Annotated in this window: 20 protein-coding genes; 8 read left to right on the top strand and 12 right to left on the bottom strand. The window is 70.1% G+C overall.

Features of this window, described 5'->3' with window-relative positions:
• The first annotated feature begins 8 nt into the window (after nucleotides 1-8).
• Together HV826_RS23975 and HV826_RS23970 are read left to right on the top strand one after the other, a co-directional pair.
• Nucleotides 9-251 (top strand): peroxidase, encoded by a 243-nt coding sequence (locus HV826_RS23975; RefSeq protein ID WP_217917509.1) that lies wholly within the window; start codon nucleotides 9-11, stop codon nucleotides 249-251.
• A gap of 48 nt (nucleotides 252-299) precedes the next feature.
• Entirely contained in the window at nucleotides 300-617 is a 318-nt protein-coding gene (locus tag HV826_RS23970; RefSeq protein ID WP_217917504.1) for a carboxymuconolactone decarboxylase family protein, read from the top strand.
• A gap of 17 nt (nucleotides 618-634) precedes the next feature.
• On the opposite strand, the gene HV826_RS23965 is transcribed toward HV826_RS23970, so the two are convergent.
• The 7 genes from HV826_RS23965 to HV826_RS37415 all read right to left on the bottom strand — a co-directional run bounded on the left by HV826_RS23965 (nucleotide 635) and on the right by HV826_RS37415 (nucleotide 7,491).
• Nucleotides 635-1,804, bottom strand: coding sequence for an ARPP-2 domain-containing protein (locus HV826_RS23965; protein ID WP_176419329.1), 1,170 nt, complete (start codon nucleotides 1,802-1,804; stop codon nucleotides 635-637).
• Nucleotides 1,801-3,300, bottom strand: a complete 1,500-nt coding sequence (locus HV826_RS23960; RefSeq protein WP_176419328.1) for a hypothetical protein — start codon at nucleotides 3,298-3,300, stop codon at nucleotides 1,801-1,803. The genes HV826_RS23965 and HV826_RS23960 overlap by 4 nt, the downstream gene beginning before the upstream one ends.
• 185 nt (nucleotides 3,301-3,485) lie before the next feature.
• Complete coding sequence (locus HV826_RS23955) at nucleotides 3,486-3,863, bottom strand: hypothetical protein (protein WP_217918755.1); 378 nt, start codon at nucleotides 3,861-3,863, stop codon at nucleotides 3,486-3,488.
• 36 nt (nucleotides 3,864-3,899) lie between these two features.
• Entirely contained in the window at nucleotides 3,900-4,904 is a 1,005-nt protein-coding gene (locus tag HV826_RS23950; RefSeq protein WP_176419326.1) for a dipeptidase, read from the bottom strand.
• Between the two features lie 100 nt (nucleotides 4,905-5,004).
• Entirely contained in the window at nucleotides 5,005-6,138 is a 1,134-nt protein-coding gene (locus HV826_RS23945) for a serine/threonine-protein kinase (protein WP_176419325.1), read from the bottom strand.
• A 212-nt stretch (nucleotides 6,139-6,350) separates the two neighbouring features.
• Entirely contained in the window at nucleotides 6,351-6,956 is a 606-nt protein-coding gene (locus HV826_RS23940) for a hypothetical protein (RefSeq protein WP_176419324.1), read from the bottom strand.
• Nucleotides 6,957-7,200: 244 nt separating this feature from the next.
• Nucleotides 7,201-7,491, bottom strand: a complete 291-nt coding sequence (locus HV826_RS37415; protein WP_255217384.1) for a hypothetical protein — start codon at nucleotides 7,489-7,491, stop codon at nucleotides 7,201-7,203.
• Nucleotides 7,492-7,761: 270 nt separating this feature from the next.
• Between HV826_RS37415 and thiS the strand changes: the two genes are divergently transcribed.
• The 6 genes from thiS to HV826_RS23905 are packed head-to-tail and all read left to right on the top strand — an operon-like array spanning nucleotide 7,762 to nucleotide 12,526.
• A complete protein-coding gene (thiS, locus tag HV826_RS23930; protein WP_140791124.1) occupies nucleotides 7,762-7,962 on the top strand; it encodes a sulfur carrier protein ThiS in 201 nt (66 codons plus the stop codon).
• A gap of 14 nt (nucleotides 7,963-7,976) precedes the next feature.
• A complete protein-coding gene (locus HV826_RS23925; protein WP_176419323.1) occupies nucleotides 7,977-8,762 on the top strand; it encodes a thiazole synthase in 786 nt (261 codons plus the stop codon).
• A gap of 16 nt (nucleotides 8,763-8,778) precedes the next feature.
• The gene (locus HV826_RS23920; protein ID WP_176419322.1) at nucleotides 8,779-9,417 is read left to right on the top strand and encodes a thiamine phosphate synthase; all 639 of its coding nucleotides are present in this window, start codon (nucleotides 8,779-8,781) and stop codon (nucleotides 9,415-9,417) included.
• Complete coding sequence (locus HV826_RS23915) at nucleotides 9,414-10,436, top strand: hypothetical protein (protein ID WP_176419321.1); 1,023 nt, start codon at nucleotides 9,414-9,416, stop codon at nucleotides 10,434-10,436. Before HV826_RS23920 ends, HV826_RS23915 begins: the two co-directional genes overlap by 4 nt.
• 21 nt (nucleotides 10,437-10,457) lie before the next feature.
• The gene (locus tag HV826_RS23910) at nucleotides 10,458-11,351 is read left to right on the top strand and encodes a DUF4129 domain-containing protein (RefSeq protein ID WP_176419320.1); all 894 of its coding nucleotides are present in this window, start codon (nucleotides 10,458-10,460) and stop codon (nucleotides 11,349-11,351) included.
• Nucleotides 11,348-12,526, top strand: a complete 1,179-nt coding sequence (locus tag HV826_RS23905; RefSeq protein ID WP_176419319.1) for a DUF4350 domain-containing protein — start codon at nucleotides 11,348-11,350, stop codon at nucleotides 12,524-12,526. The genes HV826_RS23910 and HV826_RS23905 overlap by 4 nt, the downstream gene beginning before the upstream one ends.
• Nucleotides 12,527-12,538: 12 nt before the next feature.
• Here the strand turns inward: HV826_RS23905 and exoP are convergent, their stop codons facing one another.
• From exoP to exoL, 5 genes are all read right to left on the bottom strand, one after another.
• The gene (gene exoP, locus HV826_RS23900; RefSeq protein ID WP_176419318.1) at nucleotides 12,539-13,741 is read right to left on the bottom strand and encodes a spore coat polysaccharide biosynthesis glycosyltransferase ExoP; all 1,203 of its coding nucleotides are present in this window, start codon (nucleotides 13,739-13,741) and stop codon (nucleotides 12,539-12,541) included.
• Nucleotides 13,728-14,819 carry a spore coat polysaccharide biosynthesis glycosyltransferase ExoO gene (gene exoO, locus HV826_RS23895; RefSeq protein ID WP_176419317.1) on the bottom strand — a complete coding sequence of 364 codons (1,092 nt, stop codon included), beginning with the start codon at nucleotides 14,817-14,819 and terminating at the stop codon, nucleotides 13,728-13,730. The genes exoP and exoO overlap by 14 nt, the downstream gene beginning before the upstream one ends.
• An 18-nt stretch (nucleotides 14,820-14,837) precedes the next feature.
• Nucleotides 14,838-15,356 carry a serine O-acetyltransferase gene (locus HV826_RS23890; protein WP_176419316.1) on the bottom strand — a complete coding sequence of 173 codons (519 nt, stop codon included), beginning with the start codon at nucleotides 15,354-15,356 and terminating at the stop codon, nucleotides 14,838-14,840.
• Nucleotides 15,357-15,424: 68 nt separating this feature from the next.
• Nucleotides 15,425-16,945 carry a spore coat polysaccharide flippase ExoM gene (exoM, locus tag HV826_RS23885; protein ID WP_176419315.1) on the bottom strand — a complete coding sequence of 507 codons (1,521 nt, stop codon included), beginning with the start codon at nucleotides 16,943-16,945 and terminating at the stop codon, nucleotides 15,425-15,427.
• A complete protein-coding gene (gene exoL / locus HV826_RS23880) occupies nucleotides 16,942-18,099 on the bottom strand; it encodes a spore coat polysaccharide deacetylase ExoL (protein ID WP_176419345.1) in 1,158 nt (385 codons plus the stop codon). The genes exoM and exoL overlap by 4 nt, the downstream gene beginning before the upstream one ends.
• Nucleotides 18,100-18,167: the final 68 nt, after the last annotated feature.

The raw sequence follows: 18,167 nt of genomic DNA, 5'->3' as shown, positions 1-18,167 counted from the left end.
TGGACCGCATGCATCTGAAGGACGTCGAGGACCGCGACTCCGATGGCCACTACGGCCGGCTGATTCGCATGGCCCGCGAGGTGGGCTCGCCCGTGCCGCAAATCTGGCACCTGTTCGCCTACAAGCCTCGGCTGGGCGAGGCCCTGTCCCGCTTCACCCATGAAGTCATGCGGGGCCCTTCCCCGCTGTCGCCCGGACTGAGAGAGCTGATTGCCGCGTATACGTCGCGCGGCAACCAATGCTTGTTTTGAACGGGCTCTCACGCCGCGGTCGCGGCGGAACTGCTGGGCAATCCCGACATGGTGAAGACGGTCCTGGAGGACGTGGCGACAGCCCCCATCTCCGAGGCCGAGCGGGCCCTCTTTGCCTTCGTGGACACGCTCAATCACCGCGCGGCGCAGGTGGGACGGGAAGACATCGCGCGCTTGAAGGACGCCGGGTGGACGGACGAAGCCGTCTTCGACACCGTGACGGTGTGCGCGCTCTTCAACTTCTACAATCGCTGGATTGACGGCACCGGCGTGCAGGACATGCCCGCGGAGATGTATCAGCGCAGCGGGCAGCGGATGGCCGCCGCAGGCTATGCGCCGCCGCCACCCGCGAAGCCCGAGGAGTGACGCCGCCGCGTGAGCGCTCAGCGGCGATGCTTCCGCTGGGCGGCTTCGAGGACGGAGTCCTTGAGCAGATAGCCGAATCCGGCGTTTCGCAGGCGGAGGGCCAGGTCGCTGGCCGTGGTGCGCAGGCGCTCCGCCGTGACCTCCAGATGCCAATCGCACTGGGCAAGCTGTGACAAGAGGTAGGCCCGGCGTGTCTGGGCCGCCGACAGGCGATACGTCTTGAGGTACTCCAGGGTGCCGTTCGGACCGACGATGGCCTCGCCGATGTGGTTCTCCTCGGCCGGGTCCAGCGAGCTGTGGAAGCGCTGGAGGAGAAAGCCGCCCGCCTTGTAGACACGGGTGGACGTCATGCTGGCGCCGAAGAGGCTCCCGGCCATGAAGCCGTGGAAGTCGGCCCAGTCCTGGCGCATGCGGTGCACCTCGTTGCGCAAGTCCTCCAAGCTGGACACCCGCGCGTCATCCAGGGTCAGCCCCAATTCGGGCGCGTCCCCCAGGAATCCGTACTGGAGCAGCAGGTCGCCATAGAAGTCCTCCACCAAGGTCCTGTGGAGCGCGCGGTAGTCGTCCGGGTGCGCGACGACGAAGGCCGACAACAACACGTCCGCGTTGAACAGCAGCAGGCCCACCTGCCGCGGATGGATTTCGAAGGTGCGCAGCGCCCCGTCCAGCATCGGCGAAACCCACCCGGGGACCGCGCTCTCGAAGCGAGGGTCCAGGCCTCGCGCGAGGCCCTCGCGGGAATACTCGGCCCAGGCAATCTCCGGCCCGCCGAACTGCAGGGACAGGAAGCCCTCCATCGCCAGATGCAACGGGAGCATCCGGAGCTGGCGGCGGTCCTCCCGGTGCACCATCCGGTGCAGCAGCCGGATGGAGAAGGGGCCGGCCTTCAGCCGCTTCCCGTCCACGGCTTGCAGCTGCGCTCCATAGACGGCTTCCGCCTGGCGGTTTCCCCACGTCATGACCAGGCCGTGAGGGACATACGAGATGTACTTGAGGCCAGGCTCCTTCAGCCCGCCCTTCACCGAGACGACCGCGGCCACGTCGTCGTACGTCCGCAAGGTCATGCGGAGGTCGCCGCGCACCTCGTCCCTCAAGACAGGCACCAACCGGATGCCACCCCAGACCTGCGAGGGCGCCAACCGCAAGCCCGCGGGCTCCAGCCGCTGAATGAGCCGTGCGTCCGTCATGATTCGCCCTCCTCCGCCAGCGGCGCATCCTGACGGCGCCCCTCGTCGTGGACCTGCCGGCCCCCGGCGTCCCGCTGCAACATCGCGCCCACGCGCGACGCGAGGTAGGCCTCCAGCTCGGAGAGCGACGCCGCCCCCTCCGCGAAGCGCGCGAAGCCCAGCACCGTGGGAACGTCCTCCGCGTCCCGGACGCCCACCGTGGGCACGGCCGCACCGAAGGAACGGGGGGCATACCCCTCTGAGTCGAACACCGGATTGACGTGGACCAGCGCAGTGCGGTGCTCCGGGTCAAGCTTCGAGCGGAACACGCGCGTCAGCTCGGCCACCGCCCTGGGCGGGTCATTGTCGTAGCCATCGGAGACGATGACCACCAGGTCGGCACCCCAGGCCAACGCATCCAACAGCGGCGTGGCGAGGTCCGTCTGCCCTCGTGCACTGACCAGCAGCGGCTCCTCCACCGGGCACGTCCACCACGCGCGGTACTCCCGGGCGGCCGCGGACAGCAGGTAGTGCGTGGCCAGCGCCACACCGAGCGGCCGGCGACGCTTCTCCAGCGACCCGGACGACGAATAGCTGTTGTCCAGAATCGCGGCCACCCGCTGCAACGGCGACGGGGCCCTGCGCAGGACGCGGGCCGCGGCCTGCTCCAGCGCGGCGTGCAGCTCCGCGTGGCGCTCCCGGCGCACCTCCGGAGACAGGGCCAGGACATACAGCGCCAGCTTCGTCAGGGAGGCCCGCCCCAGCTCCACCGGGGGCGGCGTCCCGCGCGCGCGCGCCGCGGATTCCTGCAGGCGCAGGCGCTCCGCCGCCGTGAGGCGCGGCTCGATGCGCTGGAGGAACACCTCGCGGGAGATGCCATGCTTCACCGCCAGGCCCTCCGCCACCGTGTAAGGCAGCTCGTAGAGGGCCTCCTGGGTGTAGTGCGCGCGGCGAAAGGTCTCCAGCAAGGGCTGGGTGAAGGCGCGCTTCTTCCAGCCGCGGAAGAGGAACGGCCCCAGCTCCCCTTCCAGCTTCAGGTGCCCGTGGGACACGGCGGCGCGCAGCTTGGAGCGGTACTTCACCGCGTCAAAAACCAGGTTGGCGCGGCCGTGGACGTAGTCCCGGGCAATGGCCCGCGCCCGGCGGTTGTTGATGCGCCGGCCGCGCAGGGACTCCAGGACACGGAAGGCCCGCTGGGGCGGCAGGGCGCGCAGCGCGGCGGCGATGAGCGCGCCCTCCTCCGCCTTGTCCCGGACATCCGCCGGGCTGCCACTGGCGAGCAGGTTGAGGATGATCTGCGCCTGATTGAAGTGGTTGATGCCCGCAGCGAGTGTCCGCGCGTAGAGCCGGCGGTAGTTGCCCAGGATGTACTGGTGCAGGAACTCGATGGAGACGGACTGGCCGCGCGCGTCGCCGTAGAACTCCCGCTGCCCCGTGCAGGAGAAGCAGGCGTTGACGAACATCACCAGGTCTTCGCGGGCGACCTGCTCGCCGCGGACTTCCGCCAGTGCGGCCATCGTGTGCACGTCCTCCCCGGGCACCCGGGCTTGGGAAAGCAAGCGCCGCTCGGGGAAGAGTGAAACGACCGCGGGTCAGGCTCCAAAGGCTTGAATCGGAAGTCGCATCGGAGTCCCGCGAGCGGCGCCCCGAGGCTACCACACGATTCGAGGCGAGGGGCCTGACACCCCGCTCAACACCCACCTCAGGGCTGGCACGTCACCTGACTGTCCTCCACGGTGCAGGCGGAGCAGGTGGCCGTCTCCGTCAACACGCCCTGACGGCACTCCAACACGGCCTGGCCGTCCGCACGGCACAGCCCCGTGCCCTCGGCGCTGGACGCGCAGGCGTCCCCCGCGACGTTGTTGGACGTATCACACCGCACGGACTCCGACGTCTCACGGCAGCCCAGCGGGCCCCGGCAGGGCAGCTCACGCCAGGCGCCACCCCGGCACTCCAGCGCCAGCACCCGCTCCTGACAGACGAAGCCGCCCCCGTCGCAGTCGCCTCCCGCGCTCGGGCCACAACCAGCGAGGAGCAGAGAGCCAACCAACGGGACGAGTGCGAGAAGTGAGCGGTTCATGGGCACCAGCCAATATTTCGAGCGTCCCGTCGCCGGTCAACCACCCAGTGTCTCCTGGAAGAAACGGCGGAAGTTTCCACCCATGACGCGTTCCACCCAGGACGGTGGATGGCGGCGAAGCAGCGCATCGGTGAGCAATGGCAACCCGGTGACATCCTTCATGCCACGGGGGAGCGGCACCATGCCGTCGTAGTCGGAGCCCAACCCCACCCCGCCCTCCCCCATGACGTCCACGGCGTGCTCGATGTGCCGGACCACGTCATCCACGGTGTCACCGCCCAGATAGACGGGGGCGAAGATGATGCCCACCACCCCACCCCGGTCCGCGATGAAGCGCAGGGATTCGTCGGAGAGGTTGCGCCAGCCGCCGCCCGCCGCGCGAACGCCCGTGTGCGAGCAGAAGAACCGGACCGAGGGGTGGGTGAAGAGGTCCTTGAGGGTGGACTCCGAGGCATGCGCCACATCCACGCTCAGGCCCAGCCGGGCCATCTCCTCCATGACCTCCTGCCCCAGCGGCGTCAGGCCCCGGTTGCCCATCATCGGAAAGGAAGAGCCTCCCAGGTCGTTGTTGGACAGGTGGGTGAGGCCCATGAAGCGCACCCCGCGCTGGTGGAGCTCCGCCAGGCGCGCCACCTGGCCTTCAATGGCGTGCCCTCCTTCCACGCCCAGCACCGCGGACAGCCGCCCCTGGGCGAGGTTGTCCTCCAACATGGCGCCAGTGGTGGTGATGCGGGCGGCGTCCCCTGAGCGCTCACAGAATGAAGCCATCTGCTCAATCTGCCAGAGCGCCCGGGTCCACTCGCTCGCCCGGGCGTCCCGGGGCCACCCACGCCACGCGGCGAACACGGGGAAGCCTCCGATGAAGGGAAAGCCCCGGGTGACGATGGTGAAGCACTGCAGCTTCACCCCCGCCTCCCGCAGGCGGGGGAAGTCCACGTGGCCCTCTTCAGAACGTGCACACAGGTCGCGGTTCCACATGAGGGAATCCGCATGGCCGTCCGCGATGCACCACCGCTGGTGGAACTCTTTCACGTCACCCATGCGCGCAAGTCTGCCCACCCGCGTGCGCGAAACAAGCACCACCCGCGTCCCAGTGCCCGCACAGAGACCCCTGCCCGGGGGACCTTGCCCCCGCCGCCCCTCAAGGCCCCGATCCGGACGTCGTCCGCGGAGGGGCCTCCGGACGCACGGAGTCCTCCCAGCGCAGCACCTCCGCCATCTGCCGGCGGCAGCGGGCGTCGCGGCGGACCTGGGTGGCCTCCCGCACGGCTTCGTTCGGGCCGTAGGCGTACCCCTGACCGGCCAACACGGCGCGCAGGGCGTCCGCCAGTTCCTGCCCGGACTGGAAGCGCTCCGAGGGCTCCCGACGCAAGAGCCGGCCGAGGATGGCCCGCATGGCCGGGGACAGTCCCTGGGTGGCGCGCTCCACATGCGCCGGGGCCAGGCACGCCATGCGCGCGGCCATCAAGGGCGCGGGCAGCCAGCTGGGCACCTCCGAAAGCAGCACCTCCGCGTCAGGCAGCGGCCCCGCGGCAAGCGCGGCCCGCTCCACGTCCTCCAAGTCCAACAGGTGCAGGCCGGTGAGCACCTCCAGCAGCACCACCCCCAGGGAGAACAGGTCCGCGCGGCCGTCCAGCGGCTTTCGCTCCAGCGCTTCCGGTGAGGCGTAGGCCAGGTCTCCCCGGACGACATGGGTCTGCGTGACGAGGCGCCCCGGCAGCTTCGCCCAGGCCATGGCGAAGTCAGACAGCTTCACATGGCCCCGCGCGTCCAGGCGCAGGCTCCGCGGCGACACGTCCCGGTGGACGATGCCCAACGGACGGCCCCGGGCGTCTTCCAGCGTATGGGCATGGTGCAGCGCATCCGCCACCTCCGCGCCCACATAGGCGGCGAACGCCTCCGAGAAGGGCCGGCGCCGCAGGGCCGCGTAGCTGATGAGCGTCTCCAGGGACTTTCCGTCCACGTGCTCCATGACGAGGTGGGGCAGGCCTTCATGCACCCGCACCAGGAACACCTGCACGATGGCCGGGTGGCTGAGCCGCATCAGCAGCTTGACCTCTTCCCGCAGACGCGCGCGGCCCTGCGCGTCTTCGACATCCTGCAAGCGCTTGATGAGCACGAGATCGCCGGGGACGCCCGCATAGTGCCGCCGGGCGAGCAGCAGCTCTCCGGAGCCCCGTGCCCCGAGGTAGCGGATCAACTCATAAGCCGTGGCCCCGGTGGTGAAGAGGATGAACGGCTTTGAAGCGGGTGGCTCTGGGGGGTGAGTGGACATCTCGGGTGATGCCTCCTGGGCAGGAAGTCCTCCCCTGGGTTGGGAAGGCGTGAGAAAACCTCACGCATCTCTCCTACCACCCACGTCCGACACACCCTTCCAACCTCCCAGCACGGATTCAGGAAAAAAAAGGAAACGGCCCCCGCCGAAGCGGAGGCCGTCCCTGAGCGGTCCGTGAGTCAACGAGCCGCCCGATGCGCTCGATGCGTTGACTACTTCTTCTTCTGCACCGGCTGCGTCACGGTCAGCTCGCGAACCACCATGTCCTCACCGTCCTGCACATACGAGGCGCGGACCTGGGCCCCCTCCTCGATGTCATCCAGCTTCAGCGGCTGGTTGTTGTGCAGGATGCGCGTCTGGTCGTTCGTCTTCAGCTCGAGCTGCTTGTTGTTGCGGGTATCGACCACGGTCAGCTCGTCGCCGCCGGTGGAGAGCACGCGGCCGCTGACACTGCTCGCGGCAGCGGTGGCACCCGCCACGCCGGAGCCACCCAGGGCCAGGTCGTCATTCAGGTCCGCCCGGCGATCAGCCTCGGCCTCGGCCAGGTCCTCGCGCTCCTCCTGTACGTCCTGCCGCGCGCTGGCGACCTCTTCCGCGGCCTCACGCTGTGTCCCAGCGATGTCCTCCTGGGCCTCCGTTTGCGTGTTGGCGATGTCCTCCCGCGCGTCCTGACGGATCTCCGCCGTCTCCTGCTGGGCCTCCATCCGAGCCTCGGCGACGTCCTGGCGCTGCGACTCGACGTTGTCGCGCTTGCTGCAGCCAGTGACGACCAGCGACATACCCGCAACCGCAGTGACCGCCATCATGAGCTTGCGCATTTGTTCCTGCTCCTTTCACGTGGAAATGGGAGAAGGTTTCCCCCTCACTCACTTGCGGCCGAGAGAGCGTTTCCCCCGGCGTTGGGCAGAAAGTGGGTGCTCCCCCCGCCCTTGAACAGGGGTTGTCCGGCGGACGCGGAGACCTTAAGGGCATACGACGGACCACGGGGCGCATGGCCGCCTGCCTGCCCTACCAGGGAACAAGGGCGGGAAATGGAGATACCGGGTACAGCCGCGCGAACGGCTAAAGACCGCCGTCCACGCCACCGTCACCGGGCACCTCGTCAGTGCCAGCGCCCGCGCACAGCGGCGCGCCCTCCCGCGCGATGCGCTCGCGCTCCTGTGCCGTCGGCATGGGCACCGGACTCCCCGGAGGCGGCATGTCCTGGAACACGTCGGCTCGCACCTGGATTCGCGCCGCCATGCGCGCCCGGTCCAGCGACGCGCGAGCCTCGCGCGCGGAGGTCAGCCCCTGGGCGCGCCGCGACTCTCCTTGCGCCAGGAAGCCCAGCCCCAGGCCGCCCAGCAACAGCACCTCACCGGCGACTCAGGCATGGCGGCGCCCGTGCAGGTCGAGTGTGGCTTCGCGGCGGGGGACATCCAACGCGGCGGGGTCCGCCGCGGACGCCGGCAAGGCAACCATGCAGAGCGGTGCGAGCGCGATGAGCCGACGAGAAGCCACGAACATGCCCCCGAGTATACCGGTGACGGTGGCGGTCGCACGGACCGGCGAGCGCGTTGACAGCGCGGAGTCACCCTTGTAGTGCGTGCCCAGGTCCCCGTCGTCGCAAGGAGCCGTGAGGCCATGCAGGTCTGGGTCAACGGAGAGACGCGCGAGGTGCCGGAGGGCACCACCCTTTCGGCGCTGCTGGAGTCGCTTCAAGTGGGCGGCCCCGGCGTCGCCGTGGAAGTGAACGCGGAGGTGGTGCGCCGCGCGCGCCATCCCGAACACCACCTCCAGGCGGGGGACCGCGTGGAAATCGTCACCTTCGTCGGCGGCGGCTAGCCAGGAGTCCGCACATGAGCATCCAGGACAAGCCCTTCACCATCGCCGGAGTGACGTTCAGCTCCCGGCTCATCCTCGGCACGGGGAAGTACCCCAGCCACGACATCATGAAGCGCTGCCACGAGTCCTCCGGCACGGAGATGGTGACCGTGGCCGTGCGCCGCCTGGACCTCAAGGCCACGGGCGATGCGTCGCTGATGAACTGGATTGACCGCAACCGCCTGCGCCTGCTCCCCAACACGGCGCTCTGCTACACGGCGGATGACGCGGTCCGCACCTGCCGGCTCGCCGAGGAGCTGGGCATGAGCAAGTGGGTGAAGCTCGAGGTGCTCGGCGACGAGAAGACGCTCTACCCGGACGTCGAGGAGACGGTGAAGGCGGCCCGCATCCTGGTGAAGGAGGGCTTCACCGTGCTGCCCTACACCAGCGATGACCCCATCACCGCCCGCAAGCTGGAGGACGCGGGCTGCGCGGCCGTGATGCCGCTGGCGGCGCCCATCGGCAGCGGCCTGGGCATCCGCAATCCGCACAACATCCGCCTCATCCTGGAGACGGTGAAGGTCCCCGTCATCGTGGACGCGGGCGTGGGCACGGCGTCCGACGCGGCCATCGCCATGGAGCTGGGCGTGGAGGCGGTGCTGATGAACACCGCCATCGCCGGCGCGCAGGACCCGGTGCGCATGGCCGTGGCCATGAAGAAGGCGGTGGAGGCCGGCCGCGACGCGTACCTGGCGGGCCGCATCCCGCGAAAGGCCTACGGCTCCGCGTCCAGCCCGATTGAAGGGCTCGTCCACCACTGACGGCCGGGTGCGCACGGTGGTGCCTTCCCCCCTTCCCCGGCTCGTCGTCATCACCGACTGGCGCCTGCCGTCCGAACGGCTGAGGTGGGCGCTCGCCCGGGCGCTCGACGCCGGGCCCGAGGTGGCCGTCCAGCACCGCCACCCCGAGGCCGCCGGGCGTCGCTTCCTTGAAGAGGCGCGGGAGCTGGCCGCGCTGTGCCTCCCGCGTGGCAACCCGCTCTTCATCAACGGGCGGGTCGACGTGGCGCTGCTCGTCGGCGCCCATGTCCACCTCCCCGCCCATGGCCCTTCCCCCGTGGACGTCCGCCCACACCTTCCCGCCGGGAGGTGGATCAGCGCCGCCGTCCATGACGTGGCGGAGGCCCATGCGGCCCGAGGCGCGGACCTCGCCCTGGTGAGCCCGGTGTTCGCTCCCGGCTCCAAGCCAGGAGACACGCGGCCTCCCCTCGGGCCGGAGGGGTTCAGCGCCCTGGCCGCGACGTTGCCCTGCCCCGCGCTGGCCCTTGGCGGCATCACCCCCGCGCGCGCGGTGACGCTGCCAGACGCGGCGGGCTTCGCGGTCATCTCGTCCGTCCTGGAGGCCGACGATCCCACGGCGGCGGCGCGGAGCCTGCTGGCCGCGTGCGCCGGGCGGGCTATGCTGCGCGCCCCGTGAGCTCCATTCCCGCTGCCGCAGCGCTGCGCCCCCTCGCCATGGGGGAGATGATCGACCGTGCCGCCACCTTCTGGCGCTCCCACCTGAAGCCCCTCTTCCTGCTGAGCTTCGGCTTCACGCTGGTGAACTACATCATGACCAAGGCGACGCTGGTGATGGGCCAGCGGGTGGCGCCCCTGTTCTACATGGGGAACGCGGAGGCGCGCGCCCAGCTGGACCCGGCGGTCATGCTGCCGCAAGCGAGCATCACCATGGCGCTGTGGATGGGCCTGTTCCTGTTCCTCGTCTGGACGTACTGGCTGGCCACCGTGGCCGCGTCCCGCTACGTCCTCGCCTCCCAGATGGGAGAGCCGGTCCGCCCCGCGGAGGCCCTGCGCCGGAGCTTCTCGCGGCTGGGCACGCTGACCGGGGTGTATCTGCTGTCGCTCGGCTGGTCCACGCTGGTGACGGTGGCGCTCATGCTGCCCGGGCTCATCCTTGCGGTCATCGGCATCGCCGTCGGAGCGACCTCGGGCTCCAACACCCTGGCCGTCGTGCTGGGCGTGGCCGGTGCGTTGCTCGCGAGCCTGGGCCTGCTGGCCGCGGCGCTCTGGTACATGCTGCGCTTCCTGCTGGTGCCCCCGGTGCTGGCCATGGAGGACCTGGGCGCCTGGGAGACCTTCCGGCGCTCTGGTCAGCTCCTGTCGGGCCGCGTGGAGCCGGGCTTCATGGGACGGGTGATGGTGCGGGCGATGATTCTCTTCACCGTGGTGAGCCTCATCCTCATCTCCGTCCAGCTCGTCTCCGGGTTGCCGTCGTGGCTGGCGATGATGCCCTATGGCAGCCCCTTCGATCCGGGGACCATGGCCCGCACGCCGCAGCTGCTGTTGGTGCCCGTGGAGCTGCTGCAGACGGTGGCGCAGTCCTTCTTCACGCCCATCAACTTCGTCTTCTGCGCGCTCTTCTACCTGGACATGCGCGTGCGCCGCGAAGCCCTGGATTTGGAGCACCAGCTCAACGCGATGACGCCCGTCGTCTGACGGTGCCCCCTGGACTCCTCCGTGCCGAGCCTGCCCCTCCTCCTGCTGCTGGCCTCCCTGCCCTGCGCCGAGCGCGAGGACCTCGCCCTGGACCTGCGCGAGACGGCCGAACACCGCCCAGCCGGGTTCGCCGATGAAGTGAGCACGCTGGCAGCACGCCTGGGCGGAATCCCGCTGCCTCCCGCCCAGGACGGGGTCACCCCGCCCGAGCGCGCGGAGCAGCTCGCCCGCTTCCTGAAAGAGGCCTGTGACGTCCAGGCGCTGGCGAACAGCCCCAGCGCCGCCCCGCCCCCACCGACAGAGCCCGAGCGGCTGGAGACCATCCTCGACCGGCCCGAGTTCGCCCGCGCACGCCAGCGGCACGGCGATGCCTTGAAGCGCATCATGCGGGAGGTGACGGCGTGGCTGGAGGGCCTCTTCGAATCGAGGGAGGCCCAAGGCTTCGCGGTGGCCACGCGCGCGGTGATGCTGGGGCTGGCGCTTGCGCTCATCCTGTGGGGCGTGCTCCGGCTCCGCGCGAGGCGTGGACGGACGGCGGCTCGGGCCTCCGCCGCCTCCGGCGCAATCGCGGAGCCGCTGGTCCTGGGCTCTCCGGCGGAGCACCTGCGCAGGGCCCGAGCGGCGCTCTCCACCGATGCGCGCGAGGCCATCCGGGAAGGACTGCTGAGCCTGCTGTCCTCACTGGAGCAGCAACGGCTGGCCCGGCCAGACCGGGTGCGGACGAACCGTGAGCTGGCGGCGGAGTTGCCAGGCCGCGGCGCGCCCGCGACGCTGGTGCGCGAGGTGGAGCGGCTCATGGGCTGGTACGACCGGACCTTCTATTCGCTCGCGCCGGTGGCGCCGGAAGAAGCCGCCCGCTTCGTCACCGAAGTCGAATCGCTGAACGGAACCCTGGCGACGGAGGGCGCGCGGTGACGAACACCCGGGCCATCGTCTTCTTCGGAGTGCTCATCGCGCTGGCCCTGGCGGTGGGCCTGTCCACGCGCACGGACGCACCCGACTCGCCGGTGCCCACCGTGGAGAACACGGCGCCGCAGGGGGCTCGCGCGCTCTATCTGTACCTCCGCGAAGGGGGCCGGGCCGTGGACACGCAGCTTTCGCCGCTCGAAGCCCTTCCCCCTGGCACGCGAACCCTGGTGCTGGCGGCGCCCGAGGGCCGGGCCGTGTCGCCGGAAGAAGTCACCGAGCTGGAGCGCTTCGTCACGGAGGGCGGGACGCTCGTGTACCTGTCGCCCCGCGAGCTGGGGCAACATCAGGCCGCGCTCGAGGCGTGGCTGCATCTGGAGTCCGGGCTGATGATGCCCGCGAGCAGCCGCGGCCTGGACTCGACGTTGTCCGACGTGGGCGGGACCACCGTGGATGTGTGGCTGCCCGTGGGCCCCCTGCACGGACTCTCCCGGCTTCGAGTCTCCCAGGACCGGGGCCTGCGCATGGACCACGAAGACGCCGTGCCCGTCGCCGGCCTGGGCGGCGCGGTGGCGGTGTGGCGCAGGGCCGTGGGCAAGGGCGAGGTGTACGTGCTGGCCGGTTCGGACCTGCTGGAGAACCGGCGCCTGGAGCTGCTGGACAACCTGCGCTTCTGGGAAGCGCTGGCCGCCCGCGGGCCCCTGCTGTTCGACGAGTACCACCACCAGCTCGCGCCGCCGCCCCCCTTCTCCCGCGGCATCTGGGTCTTCGCGGCGCAGGTGCTGGCGGTGGGACTGCTCTACGTCGTGGCGCGAGGCACACGCTTCGGCGCCCCGCGCCCGCTGCGCGTGGAGCGGCACCGGTCCGCGCTGGAGTACGTGCGCAGCATGGGCTGGCTCATGCGCCGCGCGAAGGTGGAGAAGGAGCTGCTGCCGGAGTTGGACCAGGCCCTGCGCCAGCAACTGCAGGAGCGACTGGGCATCCCCCTGAGCCTGTCGGACGCGGACGCCGCGCGCCTGATGGAACAGGACGGAGGCGTCCAGGCCACCGAGTACCTGGAGGCGAAGGCCGACCTCACGCGAACCCACGCGCAGCCCACCGTGGCACCGGCGGACTACGCGCGGGTGGCCCGCCGCTACGCCCACCTGGAGCGGGCGCTGGCGGGCCGCGAAGCCCGCGCCTAGGCGGGCGGAACGTCAGAGCTCCTTGCCGTCCGCCATGAGCGCCGCGCCAACATGGTGGCGAATCTCGTCCACGCGCGCGTCCCAGCTCTCGTTGAAGATGCGCTCGGCGCGCTCGCGGTTCGGACCGGGCTTGTCCGCCAGGCACTCGTCCACCTTGCGCACGAAGTCCTCGGTGTCCTTCGCAATCTTGCAGAGCCCCACCTTGCGCACCTCCGGCAGGTCCGTGGACACCACGGGCAGGCCGGACGCCAGGTACTCACGCACCTTGAGCGGGTTGGCGTTGAGCGTCAGCTCGCTGACCTTGAACGGCATCAGCGCCACGTCGAACGCCTTGCTGTAGCCGGGCAGGTCCGCGTACGGCTTGCGGCCCAGCATGTGGATGTTCGGCTCGGCGCGCAGCGCGGAGTCGTCACAGTCCGGCGTCGTCTTGCCGATGATGACCACCGAGCCCTCCGGGTGGGCGCGGGCCGTGGCGATGAGGGCCTCCTGGTCCACCCAGTCCGCCACCAGCCCGAAGAAGCCGATGATGGGCTTGGGCAGACGGGCGATGTCCGGGGGAATCGTCGTGGCCGGGTCGCACGCCTTCACGAAGTGGGTGAAGTCGGTGCCATGCCGCACCAGCACCGTGCGCGGATTGACGCGGGCCTTGTTCTCACGCAGCCGCTCCGCGGAGGTGATGCAGAGGTCGGCGCGCTTGAGCAGCCGCTCCTCCAGCTCCGCGATGTGGCGGCCGTTGGTGTCGCTGAAGGCGGAGAACTCGTCCACGCAGTGGTAGATGACGAACTCCTCGCCCAGCGTGCCAGACACCGGCGCGGACGCGGGCAGGAAGCTCCAGGAGATGGGCTTCTGGAAGCCCAGCTGCTTCATCGCCCGCAGCACCTGGAGCCGCAGCAAGCGCCGGTTGGCGCCACGCACCAGCTCCGAGCCATAGAAGGGAATGGCCAGCGGCGACAGGACGTGGATGTTGGGCTCCACCTCGCGGACGCCTTCGGTGAAGCGGCCCAGCTTGTCGAAGATGCGCTTCACGTCATGCGCGTTGGCCTTCGGCGCGCGGTTGCCAATGCTGTTCACCCAGAGGACGCGGTTCTCCCGGGAGAGAATCCGCATGATGTGGACCTTCGACAGCGGATCCCCATCCCAGTCGTTGGAGAACACCACCAGGTCACGTCCGCGCAGCGTCCTGCGCGCGAGGTCCAGCTCATCACTGCGCCGCATGTCTCGTCTCCCCCAGGCCTGAACCTTGTTCGTGTGACGACTTCAAAGCGTTGTTGGAGGACAGCTCCCCGTACAGCGCGAGCAGCTCCGGCCCCGCATCCACCTGGGGCACATGCATGGGCCCTGCCGCCACGGCCTCGCGAATCACCCGCGCCAGCTCCCCGGCATTGCCCGCGGCGAACACGCGGGTGGGCTCGGGCCGGCCACAGACATCACTGGCCACGCAGGGCACGCCCAGCGTCAGCGCCTCCCTCACGGAGATGGAGTCTCCGTCATGGGTGGTGGGCCGCACGAAAGCGTCGCTGCGCGCGATGAGCCCCAGCGCAGCGGAGTGCTCGAGCTCCCCCAGCACCTCCAAATGGCCCGCCACGCGCGCCTCACGGACGTCGCGGATGAACGCCTCGGACTCCAGGCCCGGACCGAAGAGCGCCAGCCCCACGTCCGGCCACGTCCGCGCCAGCTCGCGCAAGGCCCGGAACATCAGCGTGCGTCCGTAGACGGGCGATGGATGGTGCGCCATGGACAGCAGCACCCGCCGCCGGGAGCGCGCGGCCTCCACCGCGGAGGGAACGGGCCCCGGCCGCACCTGCGAGGCGCAGAAGGCCGGGAGCACGTCAATCTTCTCCTCTGGCACGCCGCAGCCCACCAGCGCGGACCGCACGGGTTCGGACACGGCGACCACCCGCGCGTAGCCCGCCAGCGCCACGCGCGCGAGGCTCCGCCGCGTGCTGGACGCGGCGAGGTAGTCCGGCAGCAGCCCGGAGTGGAGGGTGATGACCCGGGGAGACCTCGGCCCGGGCAGGCCCCCCACCATCCCCGCCAGCACCCAGGACTTCGGGTTGTTGCCGCTGGTGTGGAGGTGAATCGTCCACCCGGTGGCGACGTGCCGCGCGAGCCGCAGGGCGAGCGGAGCGGCGCCGCGAGCCGGGATGACGTCCGGAGCCGGCCGGCCACCCTTCCCGATATCGAGCACCTTCACGTCGACCCCGCGGCCGCGCAGGGAGCCATGAAGCTGTTGAACATGAACCGCGACGCCGCCATGCGGCGGCGGGTAGTCCCCAACGAGGAGCACGCGCATCGATGTGGCTCCCGCGGACTACTGGCGCAGCGTGGAAGACGACGGCACCGCCACCAGCGGCACGCGGGGAGGCTCCTGCCCCATCTCCCGCTGATACGTCCCTATCGGATCCGGGTCCTGCCGGATGACCCTCGCGGGCACCCCCGCCACCACCGTGCCCGGCGCCACGTCCTTCACCACCACCGCGTTGGCGCCAATGACGGCGAAGTCCCCGATGCGGATGTTGCCCAGGATCTTCGCGCCCGCGCCCATGCGCACGTAGTCACCGATGACGGGAGCGCCCTCGATGCCCGAGCGCCCGCCAATGGTCACCTGCTGCGAGATGAGACAGTGGCGTCCAATCCGCGCGGCCCTGTGGATGACCACGCCGATGCCGCCGTAGCCCAGCTGCGTCCCCTCGCCGATCTCCGCGTCCTCGGGGATGTGCGAGCTGTGCAGATAGTAGATGGCCTTGCGCAGCACGGCTGGCAGCAGGGGAACCCCCCGCTTCTTCAGCCCGCGCGCGAGCCGGTAGAACGTCATCGCGTCGACACCCATCACGCCTCCCAAACCCCGTGTTCCGACACGCACCAAACTAAGTACCCCCCCGCGGGGAGGGAAGTGCCCTACCCCGCCCTTCGCGCCCGCAGCCCCGCGATCAGGCTGAGCGGCCTCACCCCCGTGAAGTGCAGCACCACCAGGTATCCGGTGAAGAACAGCGTCCCGGCCACCGCCAGCGGCAGCACGCGCCACAAGAAGCCCGTGGGCAGGTGCGCCCAGGCCCCGTGGGCACCGGCCCGCAGGACGAACACCGCCGCCGCCGCCGCGCACGCCGCCAGCGTCGCCTTGCCCAGCGACTGCCAGGGAATCACATCCGCCACACTCAGCTTCCGCGCCGGCGTGGACAGCGCCGCGGGCACCCGGGCCAGCAGCATGGCCTTGCCCACCACCTCCGCCACCGCCCACGAGCCGATGCCGCCCATGAGCCCGAAGTGCTTCACACCCAGCCACACCAGCGGCACCGTCACCGCCGCCTTCACCGCGTAGGACGCGAAGATGGCCCGCGTCTGCCCCCGGGCGCGCAGCGTCCCGTCCATGGGGAGGATGGAGAGCACCACGCCCAGCACGCTGATGCGGAAGACGGGCACCGCGGGCAGGAACTTCTCACCGAACATCGCCCCGATGAACTCCGGCGCCGCCGAGAAGAGGAACGCAGCGAAGGGCAGGAAGAAGTAGGCCAGCTTCCCGGCCGCTTCACGGAAGGCCTCCACGCCTTCCTCCAGGCGGCCCTCGCGCTCCAGCTCGCCCAGCCGCACCATCAGCACCTCGCTGGTGGGCGTGTACAGCAGGTCCACCACCGGCAGCTGGAAGCAGCCAACGCGGTAGAGCGCGTACAGCGCCGGCGCCACCGCGCCCGCCACCGCGTACAGGTGCGCGTTCTGTTGGGGGATGGCCAACAGCATGGCCGCGCCGAACGGCGCCGCGTAGGTCAACTGCTCGCGGAAGCGCTGGCCATCCACCAAGGGCCCGGCGGCACCGCGCAGCGACACCACCCACGTCGCCAGGTAGCGAAGCGCCGCGAAGGCCGCCACCGCCATCATCATTCCGTAGAGCGAGGCCCCCAGGAGCGGCGGCACCACCATCACCGAGGCCCGCACCGCGTCCGACACCAGATACACCACCGCGGACGCCTTCGTGCGGCCCTGCGAGGTGAGGGACACCTCCAGCGGGAAGCTCCCCAGCAGGAAGGCGGTGTACGCGGCCAGGGGCAGGCGGTACTCGGCCAGCGCGGGGTTGGAGAACCAACCCGCCACATACCCGAGCAGCGCCCACACCGCGCCCGCGCCCACCAGGCCCATGGCGGACATGAACAGCAGCGTCTGTCCCAGGAAGGGCCGCTTCGCTGCCGTGCGAGGCAGGAAGTAGTAGAGGCTCTGCACCACGCCGAACGGCAGGACGTAGTAGAGCGTCGTGGCGATGAGGAACAGCTGGTAGTACGTCCCGTAGTCGTCCAGGTTCAGCACCCGGGCGAGCACGAGGGGAATGGACAGCGTCAGCCCGGCGGTGAACAGCCGGGCCAACACCAACGGGCCGGCGCGCCCGAGGAACGAGCCCCCGGACGCGGCCGACGTGGAACTTCCGCTCACGGAGCCTCCTGGAGGGTCGTGGCGGTCTCCGGACCCACCACGATTTCGTTACTGTTCGCTGGGTTGGGGCTCACCCGCGCCGGGGCACTGCTCAACTGGTTTCCCCCGGCGGGGGCACTGATGAAATGGGGGCGCTTCCCCGGCACCGGGCTGCTCATGCCCAGCACCCCGAAGCAGTCGTCCAACTGGCAGCCGGTGAGCGACGACGAGTAGTCGCCGAGCATGCCCAGGCTGAAGTTCTCCCACAGCACCTTGCGCTTGAGGGTGAACGGGTCGCCGCCGATGCGGTTGGGCATGTCCTCCGTGGTGACACCGGAACGGAAGCCGTTGGCCGACAGCACGCGGATGACCTCGTCCGAGTACCAGCCGTTGCAGTAGGCGAAGTCGCGCACGGTGATGCCCACCTCGCGCTCGATGGCGCGCTTGGACTCCAGGATTTCGCGCTCCACGACTTCCTGCGGCTCCAGCGTCAGCACCGTGTGGCCCAGCGTGTGCGCGCCGAACTCGAAGCCGTCGCGCGCCATGCGGCGCACCTCGTCCCAGTTCATGACGTCGCCCTGCTCCGGCACCAGGTCCGCGCCGCCGCCGAGCTGCTGCTCCAGCGCGTCGATGATCTCCGTCAGCACGCGCGTGGGGTGCTCGCCGATGAAGTCGTCCAGCGACGCCGACACCGTCTTCTGTCCAGAGAGGATGGGCCCCAGCAGCTGCAGCGCGGGCGCGGGCAGCGAGTCATAGAACGGCCGGAAGCGGCGCTCCTGGACCCGGCGAAGCAGGTGGAACAGCCGGTCGTGGTTGAAGCGCTTGTCGGTGTTGATGAACGCCGTGGGCAGATAGGTGATGGCCGGAACGCCCATCTCCTTGAGCACCGGATAGGCATGCCGGTAGACGTCCCGGTAACCATCGTCGAACGTCACGACGCACAGGTCCTTCTTCGCCACCCGGCGGCCATGCATGACGTCCACCGCGTCACCGATGGAGGCCAGCTCGAAGCCCGCCGCGTGCGCCTCCTCCAGATGCCGGCGGAAGGTCTCCTGGGAGATGAGCAGCCCGGGAATCGAGCGCTGCAGCTCCCCGGTGAAGTCGCTCACCACGCGGTGGTAGCTCACGATGAGGATGCGCCTCCCGCCGGACTGGGAGCGCCGATACGCGGCCATCGCCCGCCGCATCCCGCTGTAGTGGATCATCCCCGCCGCCGCCGCCTTGACCGCTCTTCGCAACACCT

The organism is Myxococcus sp. AM010 (assembly GCF_013372585.1).
GTDB lineage: Bacteria > Myxococcota > Myxococcia > Myxococcales > Myxococcaceae > Myxococcus > Myxococcus vastator.
The sequence above is the reverse complement of the archived record's forward strand: the minus strand, read 5'-3'. Positions and strand labels throughout refer to the sequence as shown.